12 protein-coding genes and 1 tRNA gene are annotated in these 13,630 nt (G+C 70.8%); 3 read left to right on the forward strand and 10 right to left on the reverse strand.

Features of this window, described 5'->3' with window-relative positions; translation table 11 throughout:
* Nucleotides 1-29 precede the first annotated feature (29 nt).
* Complete coding sequence (locus tag AC6H2I_RS00140) at nucleotides 30-2,237, forward strand: esterase-like activity of phytase family protein (RefSeq protein WP_497498445.1); 2,208 nt, start codon at nucleotides 30-32, stop codon at nucleotides 2,235-2,237.
* Between the two features lie 39 nt (nucleotides 2,238-2,276).
* On the opposite strand, the gene ptsN is transcribed toward AC6H2I_RS00140, so the two are convergent.
* The 9 genes from ptsN to AC6H2I_RS00185 form a co-directional block, all read right to left on the reverse strand.
* Nucleotides 2,277-2,735 carry a PTS IIA-like nitrogen regulatory protein PtsN gene (gene ptsN / locus AC6H2I_RS00145; protein ID WP_497498446.1) on the reverse strand — a complete coding sequence of 153 codons (459 nt, stop codon included), beginning with the start codon at nucleotides 2,733-2,735 and terminating at the stop codon, nucleotides 2,277-2,279.
* Between the two features lie 38 nt (nucleotides 2,736-2,773).
* A complete protein-coding gene (gene hpf, locus AC6H2I_RS00150) occupies nucleotides 2,774-3,376 on the reverse strand; it encodes a ribosome hibernation-promoting factor, HPF/YfiA family (protein ID WP_497498447.1) in 603 nt (200 codons plus the stop codon).
* 122 nt (nucleotides 3,377-3,498) lie between these two features.
* Nucleotides 3,499-5,058, reverse strand: coding sequence for an RNA polymerase factor sigma-54 (gene rpoN / locus AC6H2I_RS00155; protein WP_497498448.1), 1,560 nt, complete (start codon nucleotides 5,056-5,058; stop codon nucleotides 3,499-3,501).
* 16 nt (nucleotides 5,059-5,074) lie between these two features.
* Nucleotides 5,075-5,893 carry an LPS export ABC transporter ATP-binding protein gene (lptB, locus tag AC6H2I_RS00160; protein ID WP_497498995.1) on the reverse strand — a complete coding sequence of 273 codons (819 nt, stop codon included), beginning with the start codon at nucleotides 5,891-5,893 and terminating at the stop codon, nucleotides 5,075-5,077.
* Nucleotides 5,894-5,913: 20 nt separating this feature from the next.
* Entirely contained in the window at nucleotides 5,914-6,789 is an 876-nt protein-coding gene (locus tag AC6H2I_RS00165; protein WP_497498449.1) for an LptA/OstA family protein, read from the reverse strand.
* The gene (gene lptC, locus AC6H2I_RS00170; RefSeq protein ID WP_497498450.1) at nucleotides 6,786-7,481 is read right to left on the reverse strand and encodes an LPS export ABC transporter periplasmic protein LptC; all 696 of its coding nucleotides are present in this window, start codon (nucleotides 7,479-7,481) and stop codon (nucleotides 6,786-6,788) included. Before lptC ends, AC6H2I_RS00165 begins: the two co-directional genes overlap by 4 nt.
* Nucleotides 7,482-7,505: 24 nt before the next feature.
* Nucleotides 7,506-8,474 carry a KpsF/GutQ family sugar-phosphate isomerase gene (locus AC6H2I_RS00175; RefSeq protein WP_497498996.1) on the reverse strand — a complete coding sequence of 323 codons (969 nt, stop codon included), beginning with the start codon at nucleotides 8,472-8,474 and terminating at the stop codon, nucleotides 7,506-7,508.
* A gap of 285 nt (nucleotides 8,475-8,759) precedes the next feature.
* Nucleotides 8,760-9,386, reverse strand: coding sequence for a ribonuclease D (locus tag AC6H2I_RS00180; protein ID WP_497498451.1), 627 nt, complete (start codon nucleotides 9,384-9,386; stop codon nucleotides 8,760-8,762).
* Nucleotides 9,387-9,501: 115 nt separating this feature from the next.
* Nucleotides 9,502-9,588 (reverse strand) — tRNA-Leu (locus AC6H2I_RS00185).
* Nucleotides 9,589-9,832: 244 nt separating this feature from the next.
* Between AC6H2I_RS00185 and AC6H2I_RS00190 the strand changes: the two genes are divergently transcribed.
* Complete coding sequence (locus tag AC6H2I_RS00190) at nucleotides 9,833-10,819, forward strand: complex I NDUFA9 subunit family protein (RefSeq protein ID WP_497498452.1); 987 nt, start codon at nucleotides 9,833-9,835, stop codon at nucleotides 10,817-10,819.
* A gap of 99 nt (nucleotides 10,820-10,918) precedes the next feature.
* Here AC6H2I_RS00190 and AC6H2I_RS00195 read toward each other — a convergent pair whose 3' ends face one another.
* Nucleotides 10,919-11,719, reverse strand: a complete 801-nt coding sequence (locus AC6H2I_RS00195; RefSeq protein WP_497498453.1) for an undecaprenyl-diphosphate phosphatase — start codon at nucleotides 11,717-11,719, stop codon at nucleotides 10,919-10,921.
* A 392-nt stretch (nucleotides 11,720-12,111) separates the two neighbouring features.
* On the opposite strand from AC6H2I_RS00195, the gene AC6H2I_RS00200 reads away from it, so the two are divergent.
* Nucleotides 12,112-13,566: an NAD(P)-dependent oxidoreductase gene (locus AC6H2I_RS00200; protein ID WP_497498454.1), complete on the forward strand. Its 1,455-nt coding sequence runs from the start codon at nucleotides 12,112-12,114 to the stop codon at nucleotides 13,564-13,566.
* Nucleotides 13,567-13,630 lie beyond the last annotated feature (64 nt).

Raw genomic sequence — 13,630 nt, forward strand, 5'->3', positions numbered from 1 at the left:
CGAAACGGTCCACTGGAGGTAACGAACCCATGTTGTCCCGCACCGCGCACGCGCTGATGGCCTCGGCGGCGCTCGTCGCCCTGGCCGGCGGCCCCGCCTCGGCCGCCTCGCTCCAGCGCATCGCCACCTGGCCGGTCTATACGAGCCTGCCCGAGGGCACGCCGGTGGAGACCGAGACGGCGGCCGAGATCATGTCCTACGGCAAGGACGGCAACCTTCTGGTCTTCACCGACTCCCCCTTCGGGTCGCTGGGCTTCATCGACATCACCGATGCGGCGGCGCCCAAGGCCGCTGGCCGGGTCGACCTGGGCGGCGAGCCGACCAGCGTGGCGGTGGCCCGCGACGTGGCGCTGGTGGGCGTCAACACCTCCAAGAGCTATGCGGAGCCGTCGGGTCACGTCGCCGTGGTTCCGCTGGACGGCCGCACCGTCGCCAAGACCTGCGACGTCAAGGGCCAGCCGGACTCCGTCGCGGTCAGCCCGGACCACCGCTTCCTGGCCGTCGCCGTGGAGAACGAGCGCGACGAGGAGCTGAACAAGGGCGTGATCCCGCAGATGCCGGCCGGCCATCTGGCGATCCTGACCCTGGGCGAGGACGGCGCGCCGACCAACTGCGACAGCGCGACCATCGTGCCGATGACCGGCATGGCCGGCGTCGCCCCCGACGATCCCGAACCCGAATACGTCTCGATCAACGGCCAGAACGTCGTCGCGGTGACGCTCCAGGAGAACAACCACGTGGTGCTGGTCGATCTGGCGACCGCCACGGTGACCAGCCACTTCCCGGCCGGATCCGTCGACGTCGAGCGGGTGGACGCCACCACCGACAAGGTGGTCCAGCCGACCGCCGGGCTGAAGGGCTTGAAGCGCGAGCCCGACGCCATCGCCTGGCTGGGCGACGACCGCGTCGTCACCGCCAACGAGGGCGACTACGAGGGCGGCTCGCGCGGCTTCACCGTGTTCGACACCAAGGGCACGGTCCTCTTCGACTCCGGCGCTGCGATCGAGCACCTGGCCACCCGCATCGGCCATTACCCGGAGAAGCGCGCCGGCAAGAAGGGCAGCGAGCCCGAGGGCGTCGCCGCCGCCACCTTCGGCGACGAGCGCCTGCTGTTCGTGGGGGCGGAGCGCGCCAACCTGATCGCCGTCTACCGTGACCGCGGCGCCGACGCGGCACCGGAGTTCGTGCAGGTGCTGCCGACCGGCATCGCCCCCGAAGGCATCCTGCCGATCCCCGGCCGCGGCCTGCTGGCCGTCGCCAACGAGGCGGACAGCGCCGAGGACGCGGTGCGCTCCACGGTCACCCTCTACCGCCTGACCGAGGACGCCCCGTCCTACCCGACCATCGAGTCGGCCGAGGTCGACGGCGCGCCGCTGGGCTGGGGTGCCCTGTCCGGGCTTGCCGCCGATCCCAAGTCGCCCGGCACCCTCTACAGCGTGCCCGACAGCGCCTATGCCCAGTCGCGCGTCTTCACCATCGACGCCACCGCCACCCCGGCCAGGATCACCCGGGCCACGGTCCTGATGAAGGACGCCAAGACGGTGGACTACGACCTGGAAGGCGTCGCGGTCGCCGCCGATGGCGGCTTCTGGCTGGTGTCCGAGGGCAACCCGGAGAAGGGCAAGGCCAACCTGCTGATCAAGGCCAAGGCCGACGGCACCGTGGAGCGCGAGATCGCCCTGCCCGAGGCGGTCGCCGCCCAGGCCAGCCGGTTCGGCTTCGAAGGCGTGGCGGCGGTCGGCACCGGCGCCGACGAGCAGGTCTACGCCGTGGTCCAGCGCGAATGGAAGGGCGACGCCAAGGGCCAGGTGCGGATCGGCCGCTACACCCCGGCCGACGACGCCTGGACCTTCGTGCACTACCCGCTGGACAAGGTGGAGTCGCCGGCCGGCGGCTGGATGGGGCTGAGCGACATCACGCCGATGCCCGACGGCCGCTTCGCCATCCTGGAGCGTGACAACCAGGGCGGCCCGAACGCCGCCGTGAAGCGGATCTACGCGGTCGACCTCGCCGCCGCCGCCTTCGCCCCGGCCGGTGGCGAGGCCCCCGTCGTCGCGAAGACCCTGCTGCGCGACGTCCTGCCGGTGCTGACGGCCCCGGCCGGCTGGACCCCGGACAAGGCCGAAGGGCTGGCCATCGCCGCCGACGGCACCGCCTACCTGGTGACCGACAACGACGGCGTCGACGACGCCAGCGGCGAGACCCAGTTCCGGGTTCTCGGCTCGCTCGCCAAGTAAGTCGCGACGGCGGACGGCGGGCCCCCGGGTGGCCCGCCGTCAGGCCGCGTGGCTGGCTTCCTGCTGGGTCAGCAGGGCGTAGATGGCGTCGGCGCTTTCCGAGCCGCGCAGCTTCTCGCACATGGCCTGGTCGCGCAGCAGCCGCGACACCCGGGCCAAGGCCTTGAGGTGATCGGCCCCGGCGTGCTCCGGCGCGATCAGCAGGAAGATCAGATCGACGGGCTGTTCGTCGATGGCGTCGAAGTCGATGGGCCGCTCGAGCCGGGCGAACACGCCGTACACCCGGTCGAGGCTGGGCAGCTTGCCATGGGGAATGGCGATGCCATGCCCCACGCCGGTGGTGCCCAGGCGCTCGCGCTCGAGAAGCACGTCGAAGATCGCCCGCTCGTGCTGGTCCGTCAGCTCCGCGGCCTTGCGCGCCATTTCCTGCAGGGCCTGCTTCTTGCTGCCGGCCTTGAGGCTGGGGAGGATGGCGTGCGGCGTGATGAGATCGAGCATGACAGCGTCAACCGTTTGTCGAACCGGGGTCCGGGGCCTCAGGCCCCGGTCTGCGCCGCTTCCTGCGGATCGACCCAACCGATGTTGCCGTCGGCGCGACGGTACACCAGGTTCAGGCCGCCATGGGCGCGGTTGCAGAACAGCAGAGCGGGCTTCTCGGCCAGCTCCATGCGCATCACCGCCTCGCTGACCGTCAAGGTCTCGACCGAGGTCTGCATCTCGGCGACCACGATCGGGGCCTCGCCGCCGGCGTTCTCGGCGTCCTGGCCATCCACATGGTGCTCTTCGCGCTCGGCTTCCAGGATCTGATAGCGCGCCGGCAGGCCCTCTTGGGCGTCCCCGTTGGTGTGATGGCCGCGCAGCCGGCCCTTGTAGCGGCGCAGGCGCTTGGCGATCTTGTCGCACGCGGTGTCGAACGCGGGGTAAGGCTCGCTCGCCTCGGCCGTGCTCTGCAGGGTGATGCCCCGCCCGACATGGACCTGGATGTCCGCCTTGAAGAGGTGCGCGTCGCGCGAAAACACGACGTCCGCGTCCATCGGGTTGGTGAAGTACTTCCCGACGACGGTGTTCAGGCTGTCGGCGACGTGGGTGCGCAGGGCATCGCCGACGTCAAGCTGCTTGCCTTTGACGGTGAGTTCCATTGGGAGATGTTTCCGAAAGTGGCCCGCGAAAAAATCGGTGCAACGGCGCTGCCGCGCGCGGACGGGCACCATAGTGGCGGGCACCGGGGCTGTCAACGAAACCCGGCGGTGCCGCCGTGAGGCTACATGCGTGACATCTTGGCACGGCGGCGCTGCACGGAGGATGGAATACGCATCGCTTCACGGTACTTCGCGACCGTGCGCCGCGCAATGTCGATTCCTTCCTTTTGAAGAATTTCGACGATCTTGTCGTCGGAGAGAACATCATTCGCGGGCTCGGCGTCGATCATCTGCTTGATGCGGTGCCGCACAGCCTCGGCGGAATGGGAGGCCTGGCCATCGGAACCGGCGATGGCCGAGGTGAAGAAGTACTTCAGCTCGAACACGCCGCGCTGCGTGGCGATGAACTTGTTGGTGGTGACGCGGCTGACCGTGCTTTCGTGCATGCCGATCGCCTCGGCGATGTCGCGCAGGATCAGCGGCTTCAGGTGCGACACCCCGTGCAGGAAGAAGGCGTCCTGCTGGCGCACGATCTCCGTCGCCACCTTGAGGATGGTGGTGGCGCGCTGGTGCAGCGACTTCACCAGCCAGTTGGCGGAGTGGAAGCGCTCGGCCAGATAGTCCTTCTCCGCCTTTTTGCGGATCTCACCGGACACGCGGGCGAAATAGCGCTGGTTGACCAGCACCCGTGGCAGGGTGTCGGGGTTGAGGTCGATCAGCCAGCCGCCGCCGGGGCTCGCCCGCATCAGGATGTCGGGGGTGACGAGCTGGGCCGGGGTGTGGTCGAACGCGAGCGCCGGCTTGGGATTGAGGGTGCGGATCTCCGCCACCATGTCGGTGATGTCCTCGGCGTCGACGCCGCACACCTTGATCAGCGCCGGCAGGTTGCGCGCCGCCAGCAGTTCGAGGTTGTCGAGCAGCGCCTGGATGGCCGGGTCCAGGCGGTTGCGCTCGCGCAGCTGGATCGCCAGGCATTCCTTGAGGGAGCGTGCGAACACCCCCGACGGATCGAAACGCTGCACGCGGGCCAGCACCCGCTCAACATCGGCCAGCTCGGTGCCGAGCTGCTCGGCCAGCGCCGCGAGGTCGGCGGTGATGTAGCCGGCCTCGTCCACCAGGTCGATCAGCGCCAGCCCGATCAGCCGGTCCGCCGGCGCCGGCACGTCGATGTTGAGCTGCTCCACCAGGTGCTCGCGCAGGCTCTTGTCGCCCGACAGCGTGGCCTCGAGGTTGGGGTTCTCCTCGTCGAACCCGCCACCGCCGCCGCGCTCGTTCCACGACCCCATGGCCTCGGAGCTGCCATCGCCGCCGTCGGAAAAGCGGTCGTCGCCATAGTCGTTCTCGAAATCGGTGTCGAGCGGCGCGTCGGCGGCGGAGCCCATGGTGTCCGAGGTCGTCAGTTCGACCGTGTCGCGGGTGCGCGCGTCGGCGGCCGGCGGGGCCGCATCCTCCGCACCCTCGGCCGGCGCCGCCTCGTTCGCGCCGCGCTCGCCCGCCCCGGCCTCGCCGCTCCCCGGTTCGCCCTCTTCGCGCTCAAGCAGCGGGTTCTGCTCGATCTCGCGGTCGACGAAATCGGACAGCTCCATGTTCGACAGTTGCAGCAGCTTGATTGCCTGCTGCAACTGCGGCGTCATCACCAGGGTCTGGGATTGTCGAAGATCGAGACGTTGCGTGAGCGCCATGAGCCAACGGTATGGTCTAGAGGCTGAATCGGTCGCCCAGGTAGACCCGGCGCACATCCTCGTGCGCAACGATCTCCTGCGGCTCGCCCTCCATTAGTACCATACCGTCGTGCAAAATGTATGCCCGATCGACGAGGTCCAACGTTTCTCTCACGTTGTGGTCGGTGATCAGCACGCCGATGCCGCGGTCGCGCAGGTGCCCGACCAGTTCGCGGATGTCGTTGACGGCGATCGGATCGATGCCGGCCAGCGGCTCGTCCAGCAGGATGAAGTGGGGCTGCGAGGCCAGCGCCCGGGCGATCTCCACCCGGCGCCGCTCGCCGCCGGACAGGGCCAGCGCCGGGGCCCGGCGCAGGTGGGTGATGGAAAACTCGGCCAGCAATTCGTCCAGCATGGCCTCGCGGGTGTCGCGGTCGCTCTCCACCACCTCCAGCACGGCGCGGATGTTGTTCTCCACCGACATGCCGCGGAAAATGGAGGATTCCTGCGGAAGATAGCCGATGCCCAGGCGGGCTCGCCGGTACATCGGCAGGCCGGTGATGTCCTGTCCGTCGAGCATGATGGCGCCGACGTCGGCGGCGATCAGTCCGGTGATCATGTAGAAGCAGGTGGTCTTGCCCGCCCCGTTGGGGCCGAGCAGCCCGACCGCCTCGCCGCGCTGCACCGACAGCGACACGTCGCGCACCACCGGCCGCTTCTTGAAGGCTTTCCCGAGGTTGAGGGCGACCAGCCCCTCCGTGGGAACCGGTCGTTCCTCGGCGGGATCGCCGGCGGGGCCGGCACCGGCCCCGGGGTCCGGGGTCGCGCCGGCGCGGGGATCGAGATCGACGGCCATGGTGTCGGGCGGCGTCCGCGTCACCGCGCGACCGCCGTCCCGGGAGCCGCGGCGCCCGGCGCGGGCGAGGCCGCGGCGGCACGCTCGGACCCGGGAATCAGCAGGGCCTTGACCCGGCCATCGCCGTCGGCACCGGCGATCACGCGGTTGACGCGGGTCTTCATGTTCATTTCCGCCGCTTCGCCGTTGAGCTGGTTGTCGCCGCGGGTGAGACGGACATCGCCCAGCAGCACCGCCACCTCGTCGGCGGTGGAGTAGATCAGCTTGTCGGCGCGCCCCACGTCGGTGGGGGTTGCGACCACCACACCGCCGGACCCGTCGATCCGCTGCATCCGGGTCGCTCCGTCCGGTCCCTTGACGAGCTGGCCGATCAGCACGTCCGCGCGCATGCGGTCGGTGCCCCGGGTCGCCATGGCGTCGCCGCGGGCCACCGCCAGGCCGCGGTCCTCATAGTACTCCAGGCTGTCCTCGGCGGTGACCACGTGGTCGGGGGTCACCAGCCGCAGATCGCCGCCCGTGACAACGAGGAGGCGCCGGTCGGCGTCGTAGACCGCGCGGTTGCCGAAGACCTGCTGCCCCGGCCCGACGATGCGCACGCCGCCCTCGGCGACGAGCTGGAACACCTGGTTGCCCTGGCCCGGCACCTCGCGGTAGTAGGCGGTCAGCACGTCGCCGTGGACCGTGGTGTCGCCACGCACCGCCGAGGCGTTGCCGCGGGCGACGTAGGCCTTCACATCCTGATGCCACTCGATCGCCCGGTCCGCGTCGATGGCCACCGGCAGCCCGTCGGCGCCCTCGGGCAGCAGCTGGGCCGCCGCGGGGCCGGCTGCGAGAGCCGCCGCCAGCAGCCCCGCGGCGGCAAGGGCGCGGCCGGCCGCCGCCACACGGCGCCTCACTGGGCGGCCCCTTGGCGATCCGCCGCCTGAACGGCGGCGGTGCTGGGCTGCGCCGCCTGAACGGCGGCGTTGGACTGCGCCGCCTGAACGGCGGCGTTGGACTGATTGATGAACACCACGTTCTTGCCACGGTCGCTCATGCGGAAGCCTTGCGCCTGGATTTCACCCTGGGGCCCCTGGCCGGCCACCGACACGTCGCCCCATGCGGTGCCGGCGTTGACGTCGGCGAAGGCCTCGTCGGTGGTGAACTCGTTGCCATCGTCGCGGATCACCCGAACACCGCCGCGCATCTTCAGGATTCCGGTCTCCTGGTCGTACCAGCCGCGGTCGGAGCGCATGGTGACCCACGTGCCGTCCAGCTCGGTCATCTCGGCCTCGGGCTGATCGAGGAGCACCACGTCGGGCTGGTCCTCCGAGCGCTCGGCCCGGTCGGCCACCACCGAGAAGGGTTGGTTCTGCTCGTCAGCGCTGAAGTAGCGGGGCCGGATCATCTCCAGATGCCCCTTGTCGGCGTCGATCTTCGGCTGCGGCGGCTCGGTCAGGGACGGCCACGCCGCGATCAGCGCCAGCATCGCCAGCGCCACGGCCGGCAGCACCACCTTGAGGAGCGCCACCAGGCGGCTGTGGGCACGGCTCACCGGCCGCGTGGTGCGGCGCCGATGGACGTCGGTGTTGAGGTGGTGCACGGTCATGCTGTGCCTCCCGTCTCCTGCCGCTCAGGCCACCCCGGCGCGCAGGCAGTCATGGATGTGCACCACGCCCGTCGGCCGCCCGGCCGGCCCTTCGGCGTCGAGCACGAAGAGCGTGGTGATCTGGCGCTCGCCCATCACCCGCACCGCCTCGGCGGCCAGGGCCTTGGCGCGGATCGTCTTGGGCCGCCGCGACATGATGTCGCCGGCCCGCTGCGCCAGCAGCTCCGGCATGAGGTGGCGGCGCAGGTCGCCGTCGGTGATCACGCCGACCAGGGCGCCCGCCCCGTCGACGATGCCGACGCAGCCCAGCCGCTTGCGCGTCATCTCCAGAATGACGTCCGACAGCGCCGTCTCGGTGGTGCACAGGGGCAGGTCGTCGCCCTTGTGCATGAGGTCGCCGACCGTCAGCAGGGCCCGCCCGAGCTGCCCGCCGGGATGGAGCTGATGGAAGTCGGCCGCCGAGAAGCCCCGCCGTTCCAACAGCGCGATGGCGATGGTGTCACCCAGCGCCAGCATCATCGTGGTGGAGGTGGTGGGCGCCAGCCCCAGGGGGCAGGCCTCCGGCGCCGACGGCAGCACCAGCGCCACGTCCGCCTGCTCGGCCAGGGTCGATCCCCTCCGCCGGGTGACCCCGATCAGCGGGATGCCGAAGCGCCGCGTGTAGGCGACGATGTCGCTGAGCTCGTGGGTCTCGCCGGAGTTGGACAGCGCGATCACCGCGTCGCCATGGCCGATCATGCCGAGATCGCCGTGGCTGGCCTCGCCGGGATGGACGAACAGCGCCGGCGTTCCGGTCGAGGCCAGGGTGGCGGCGATCTTGCGGGCGATGTGGCCGCTCTTGCCCATGCCGGTGACGACGACGCGCCCGGCGATGCCCGCCAGCCGGTCCAGGGCGCGGCTGAAGGCGCCGTCCAGGCTGTCGGCCAGGGTCTGCAGCGCCTCCGCCTCCATCCGCAGCACCCGGGCTGCGCTGGCGCGGTCGCGATCGGGCATGGCCGCCGCTCCGGCCTCCGGGGCCAGCGGATCGGGCGTCGCGGATGCGGCCGCGGGGGAGGAGGGGGAGGCGTCCGACCCGTCGGCGGGGCGGCATTCCATCAGGCTGGTCAAGGGTGCAATCCGTGCCGTTCGTGGGTGGTCCAGGCGCCCGCACCGCGGTCGTCCTGCCGCCGCCGGCGGCAGTATGCCCACCGGCGCGGCGCCGGTCAAACGGGCCCGCGCGGTGGGCGGGTGGATGGGCCGGGTGGATGGACCGGGTCGGCGGGCCCGATCCGTGCCGGATCAGTGAGCAAGGATGTCCGGGGCGTCCCAGCCACCGAGGTCGAGCGCCGCGCGCGCCGGCAGGAACCGGAAGCACGCCTCGGCCAGGTCGCGGCGTTGCTCGCGCGCCAGCAGGGCGTCGAGCTTGGCCTTCAGGTCGTGCAGATGCAGCACGTCGGAGGCGGCGTAGCGCAGCTGGTCCGGCGTCAGCTCCCCGGCGCCCCAGTCGGAGGACTGCTGCTGCTTCGACAGCTCCACGCCGATCAGCTCCCGGCACAGGTCCTTGAGGCCATGCTTGTCGGTGAAGGTCCGCACCAGCTTGGCCGCGACCTTGGTGCAGTAGACCGGGCGGCAGACCACGCCGAGATAGGCCTGCATGACCGCCAGGTCGAAGCGGGCGAAGTGGAACAGCTTGACCAGTTCGGGGTCGCTCAGCAGGCGCTTCAGATTGGGCGCGTCATAGGCGCCGCGGCGGAACTGCACGAGATGGGCGGTGCCGTCGCCGGCCGACAGCTGCACGAGGCAGAGGCGGTCGCGGGCCGGGTTGAGCCCCATGGTCTCGGTGTCGATGGCGATGGCGCCGTCGCGGGCCCCGGCCTTGAGGTCCAGCCCGTCGGGCAGGTCACCCTCGTGCAACTCGATGGGCATGGGCACGCTCCCCGCATCACGGGCCCCGGCCGCAAGCCCCGGAAACGACAAACGCCGCGGAGCATGTCCCTTCCCCTGCGGAAGGTCCTAGCACGCGGCGCGGCCGGTAATGAAATGGTGCCCAGGAGAAGACTCGAACTTCCACGACATTTCTGCCACAGGTACCTGAAACCTGCGCGTCTACCAATTCCGCCACCTGGGCTCTCGGTGGGCCGCCTATGTATCGCCGGGCGGACCGCCTGTCAACGCGTTTTTTCGCGGCCCGCGCGATCGGCGGCGGGCGCCGCTTCCGCCCTGCGGAAATCGCCGCACCGGGGCGGCACGGACTGGCCCTGCCGGCCGGCATTGGCTATAAGCAAGCACCGGCCGGCGGACCGCCGCCGGCGCCGGCGGCGGCTGGTTCGCCGCCCCCGGGAACGGGTGCAGATCGGCACGGGAGAAGGTCGATGTCGTTTCGTTACAAGGTGGTCACGGTGTTCGGCGGGTCCGGTTTCATCGGCCGCCACCTGATCCGCCGCCTCGCGCGCACCGGCGCCGTCGTCCGCATCGCCGTGCGCAGCCCCAGCCGCGCCCAATACCTCAAGCCGGCCGGGGCGGTCGGGCAGATCGTGCCGATCGCCTGCGACGTCCGCAAGGACGAGTCGGTGGCGCTGGCCCTGAAGGGCGCCGACCTCGCCGTCAACCTGATCGGGACGCTGTACGAACGGGCCCCCTGGACCTTCCAGGCCGCCCATGTGGACGCCCCCGCGCGGATCGCCCGCATCGCCAAGCAGGCCGGCGTGCAGCGCCTGGTCCACGTCTCGGCGATCGGCGCCGACGCCACCGCCGTGGCGGCCTACGCCCGGTCCAAGGCGGCCGGCGAGCAGGCGGTGCGCGACGCCTTCCCCGAGGCGACGATCCTGCGCCCGTCCATCGTGTTCGGCCCCGAGGACCACTTCTTCAACCGCTTCGCCGCCATGGCCCAGCTGTCGCCGGTGCTGCCGCTGATCGGCGGCGGGCAGACCCGGTTCCAGCCGGTCTACGTCGGCGACGTCGCCGCCGCCATCGACGCCGCCCTGCACGGCGATGCGGCGCCCGGCAAGACCTACGACCTGGCCGGCCCCGGCACCTACACCTTCAAGCAGCTGATGGAGCGCATGCTGGCCGAGATCCGGCGCAAGCGCTGGCTGGTGGCGCTGCCCTGGGGCCTGTCGGAGACGGTGGGCGGCGTGCTGGAGAAGGTGCCGCTGCTGGACCCGCTGCTGACCCGCGACCAGGTGGAGATGCTGAAGCGCGACAACGTCGCCGCCGCCGGCGCGCCGGGCCTCGCCGACCTCGGCATCACGCCGACGGCGCTGGAGGTGATCCTGCCCACTTATCTCTTCCGCTTCATCGTCGGCGGCCGCACCGGCGGGTCCGGCCCGGTGGCGCTGCGCCAGCAATACCCGGAGTGACCGGCCGCACCGGCGGCGCGCCGACAGGACGAAGGGGCCCCCGGGCGACCGGGGGCCCCTTCGTGCGTTTCCGGCAGGGCCACCAGGGTCAGGTCAGGGTCAGGTCAGGTACAGGATGGCCAGCATCACCGTGCCCAGCACGATCCGGTACCAACCGAACGGCGTGAAGCCGTAGCGGCCGACGAAATCGACCAGGGTCCTCACCACGACGGCGGCCGACAGGAAGGCGGTGACGAAGCCGACGGCGATCAGCACCGCGCCGTCGGAATCCAGGTACTCCCAGTTCTTGTAGAGGTCGAGCACGGTGGCGCCGAGCATGGTGGGGATGGCCAGGAAGAACGAGAACTCCGCCGCGGTGCGGCGGTCCACCCCCATCAGCAGCGCCCCCAGGATGGTGGCGCCGGAGCGGGACACGCCGGGGATCATGGCGATGCTCTGGAACAGGCCGATCTTCAGGGCCAGCCCCGGGGAGAAGCGTTCGATCTCGTGGAACCGGGGATGGCTGAGGAAGCGTTCGATCACCAGGATGGCGATGCCGCCGAGGATCAGCGCCACGCACACCACCGTCGGCTGGAACAGCGTCGACTTGATGAAGTCGTGCAGCAGCAGCCCGAGCACCGCCGCCGGCAGGAAGGCCAGGACGATGGCGACGACGAACCGCCACGCCCGGGGGTCGCCGGGCAGCCCCGCGGCCACACGCCACAGCCTGCCAAAATAGACGATGCAGACGGCGAGGATGGCGCCGAGCTGGATCGCCACCTCGAACACGCGCCCGGGCGGCCCGGCGAACCCCAGCATCTCGACGAAGAGGATGAGGTGCCCCGTGGAGGACACCGGAAGGAATTCGGTCAGCCCTTCGACGAGTCCGAGAAAGGCGGCTTGCAGGAGCTGTTCGGCCATGGCGGGAGTGCGGGGATCCGGAGGTGGCGTGGGGTGCGGCGCTTATAGCAGCGCACTATCGCCTTGGCGACGGGGCATGGACTTTACCCCCGAAGAAGGCGATAGGTCCGGATTGGGACTAATTTTCGCTCCCGAATGGCCCATTCGCTGAGCAGGTCGCCCGCGCCGCAGGCGACCGCGACGGTTCGGTCAGCCAACATGACCTACCGGCTGTTTTTTGCTCGCCAGCCCCGTGGCGTTGCGTTATATGACTGTGCGACCGCGCGTCACGTCGTGTCCCGACGCGTGTCCGGTCATTACCCACAGCCGCGGCGGCACCGGCACGCGTCCGGACCCGCGCGGCTGAGCACAGCATCCCGCCGGCGGCGGGTCCAGGTCAAGGAGTTGGCGAGATGGCGCAAAAGCAGAAGATGTTGGGCTTCGTGCACACCGCGCAGCAGATGCCCCGCAAGCGCACCGCCGAGGAGCGCCGCCAGGATTTCCGGGAGATCTACGCCCGCTTCACCGACGAGGGCGCCACCCAGCAGGCCAACCGCTGCTCCCAATGCGGCGTGCCGTTCTGCCAGGTGCACTGCCCGGTCCAGAACAACATCCCGGACTGGCTGAAGCTCACCGCCGAAGGGCGGCTGGAGGAGGCCTACGAGGTGTCCCAGGCGACCAACAACTTCCCCGAGATCTGCGGCCGCATCTGCCCCCAGGACCGCCTGTGCGAGGGCAACTGCGTGATCGAGCAGTCGACCCACGGCGCCGTCACCATCGGCACCGTGGAGCGCTACATCAACGACACCGCCTGGGAGAAGGGCTGGGTGAAGCCGCGCACGCCGCGGCGCGAGCTCGGCCGGTCCGTGGGCATCATCGGCGCCGGCCCGGCCGGCATGGCCGCCGCGGAGGAGCTGCGCGCCAAGGGCTACGAGGTCCATGTCTACGACCGCTACGACCGCGCCGGCGGCCTGCTGGTCTACGGCATCCCCGGCTTCAAGCTGGAAAAGGACGTGGTGGCGCGCCGTGCCAAGCTGCTGGCCGACGCCGGCGTGGTCTTCCACTGTAATTTCGACGTCGGCCGCGACGCCTCGCTGGCCGAGCTGCGCCGCCGCCACGCCGCCGTGCTGATCGCCACCGGCGTCTACAAGGCGCGCGACATGGAGGCGCCGGGCGCCGACCTCGGCAACATCGTGCCGGCGCTGGCCTACCTCACCGCCTCCAACCGCGTCGACCTCGGCGACCACGTGCCGGCGTTCGAGAGCGGCGCCCTGGACGCCCGGGGCAAGCACGTGGTGGTGGTCGGCGGCGGCGACACCGCCATGGACTGCGTACGCACCGCGGTCCGCCGCGGCGCGGTGTCGGTCAAGTGCCTGTACCGCCGCGACCGCAAGAACATGCCCGGCTCGCAGCGCGAGGTGGCCCACGCCGAGGAGGAGGGCGTGGAGTTCGTCTGGCAGGCCGCCCCCGACGCCTTCCTGGGCGAGGGCACGGTGGAGGCGGTGCGCGCCGTGCGCATCCACCTCGGCGTCGCCGACGCCACCGGCCGCCAGACCCCGCAGGTGATGAAGGGCTCCGAGTTCGAGGTGCCCGCCGACCTCGTCATCAAGGCGCTGGGCTTCGAGCCGGAGGACCTGCCGGTGCTGTTCGGCGAGCCGGAGCTGAAGGTGACCCGCTGGGGCACGGTGACCGCCGATCCCCGCACCAAGATGTCGAGCGTGGACGGCGTGTTCGCCGCCGGCGACATCGTCCGCGGGGCCAGCCTGGTGGTGTGGGCGATCCGCGACGGCCGCGACGCCGCCGAGAGCATGCACCGCTACATCAAGGCCAAGGTCGCGGCCGAGGGCATGGCGGTCGCCGCAGAGTGACCGGCCGGGGCGTCCCCGGGACGTCCCCGCCAGCAACCAACAATTCCGGGCCGCGGACCACGCA

Source organism: Azospirillum sp. NS33, from assembly GCF_059703765.1.

Excerpts from the sequence above, each read along its gene's own strand:
- rpoN (WP_497498448.1), bottom strand. The coding sequence starts at position 5,058 with ATGGCGCTCACGCAACGTCTCGATCTTCGACAATCCCAGACCCTGGTG.
- AC6H2I_RS00200 (WP_497498454.1), top strand. The coding sequence starts at position 12,112 with ATGGCGCAAAAGCAGAAGATGTTGGGCTTCGTGCACACCGCGCAGCAG.
- AC6H2I_RS00140 (WP_497498445.1), top strand. The coding sequence starts at position 30 with ATGTTGTCCCGCACCGCGCACGCGCTGATGGCCTCGGCGGCGCTCGTC.
- lptB (WP_497498995.1), bottom strand. The coding sequence starts at position 5,893 with ATGGCCGTCGATCTCGATCCCCGCGCCGGCGCGACCCCGGACCCCGGG.
- ptsN (WP_497498446.1), bottom strand. The coding sequence starts at position 2,735 with ATGCTCGATCTCATCACGCCGCACGCCATCCTCCCCAGCCTCAAGGCC.
- lptC (WP_497498450.1), bottom strand. The coding sequence starts at position 7,481 with ATGACCGTGCACCACCTCAACACCGACGTCCATCGGCGCCGCACCACG.
- AC6H2I_RS00190 (WP_497498452.1), top strand. The coding sequence starts at position 9,833 with ATGTCGTTTCGTTACAAGGTGGTCACGGTGTTCGGCGGGTCCGGTTTC.
- hpf (WP_497498447.1), bottom strand. The coding sequence starts at position 3,376 with ATGGAACTCACCGTCAAAGGCAAGCAGCTTGACGTCGGCGATGCCCTG.
- AC6H2I_RS00195 (WP_497498453.1), bottom strand. The coding sequence starts at position 11,719 with ATGGCCGAACAGCTCCTGCAAGCCGCCTTTCTCGGACTCGTCGAAGGG.
- AC6H2I_RS00175 (WP_497498996.1), bottom strand. The coding sequence starts at position 8,474 with ATGCCCGATCGCGACCGCGCCAGCGCAGCCCGGGTGCTGCGGATGGAG.
- AC6H2I_RS00180 (WP_497498451.1), bottom strand. The coding sequence starts at position 9,386 with ATGCCCATCGAGTTGCACGAGGGTGACCTGCCCGACGGGCTGGACCTC.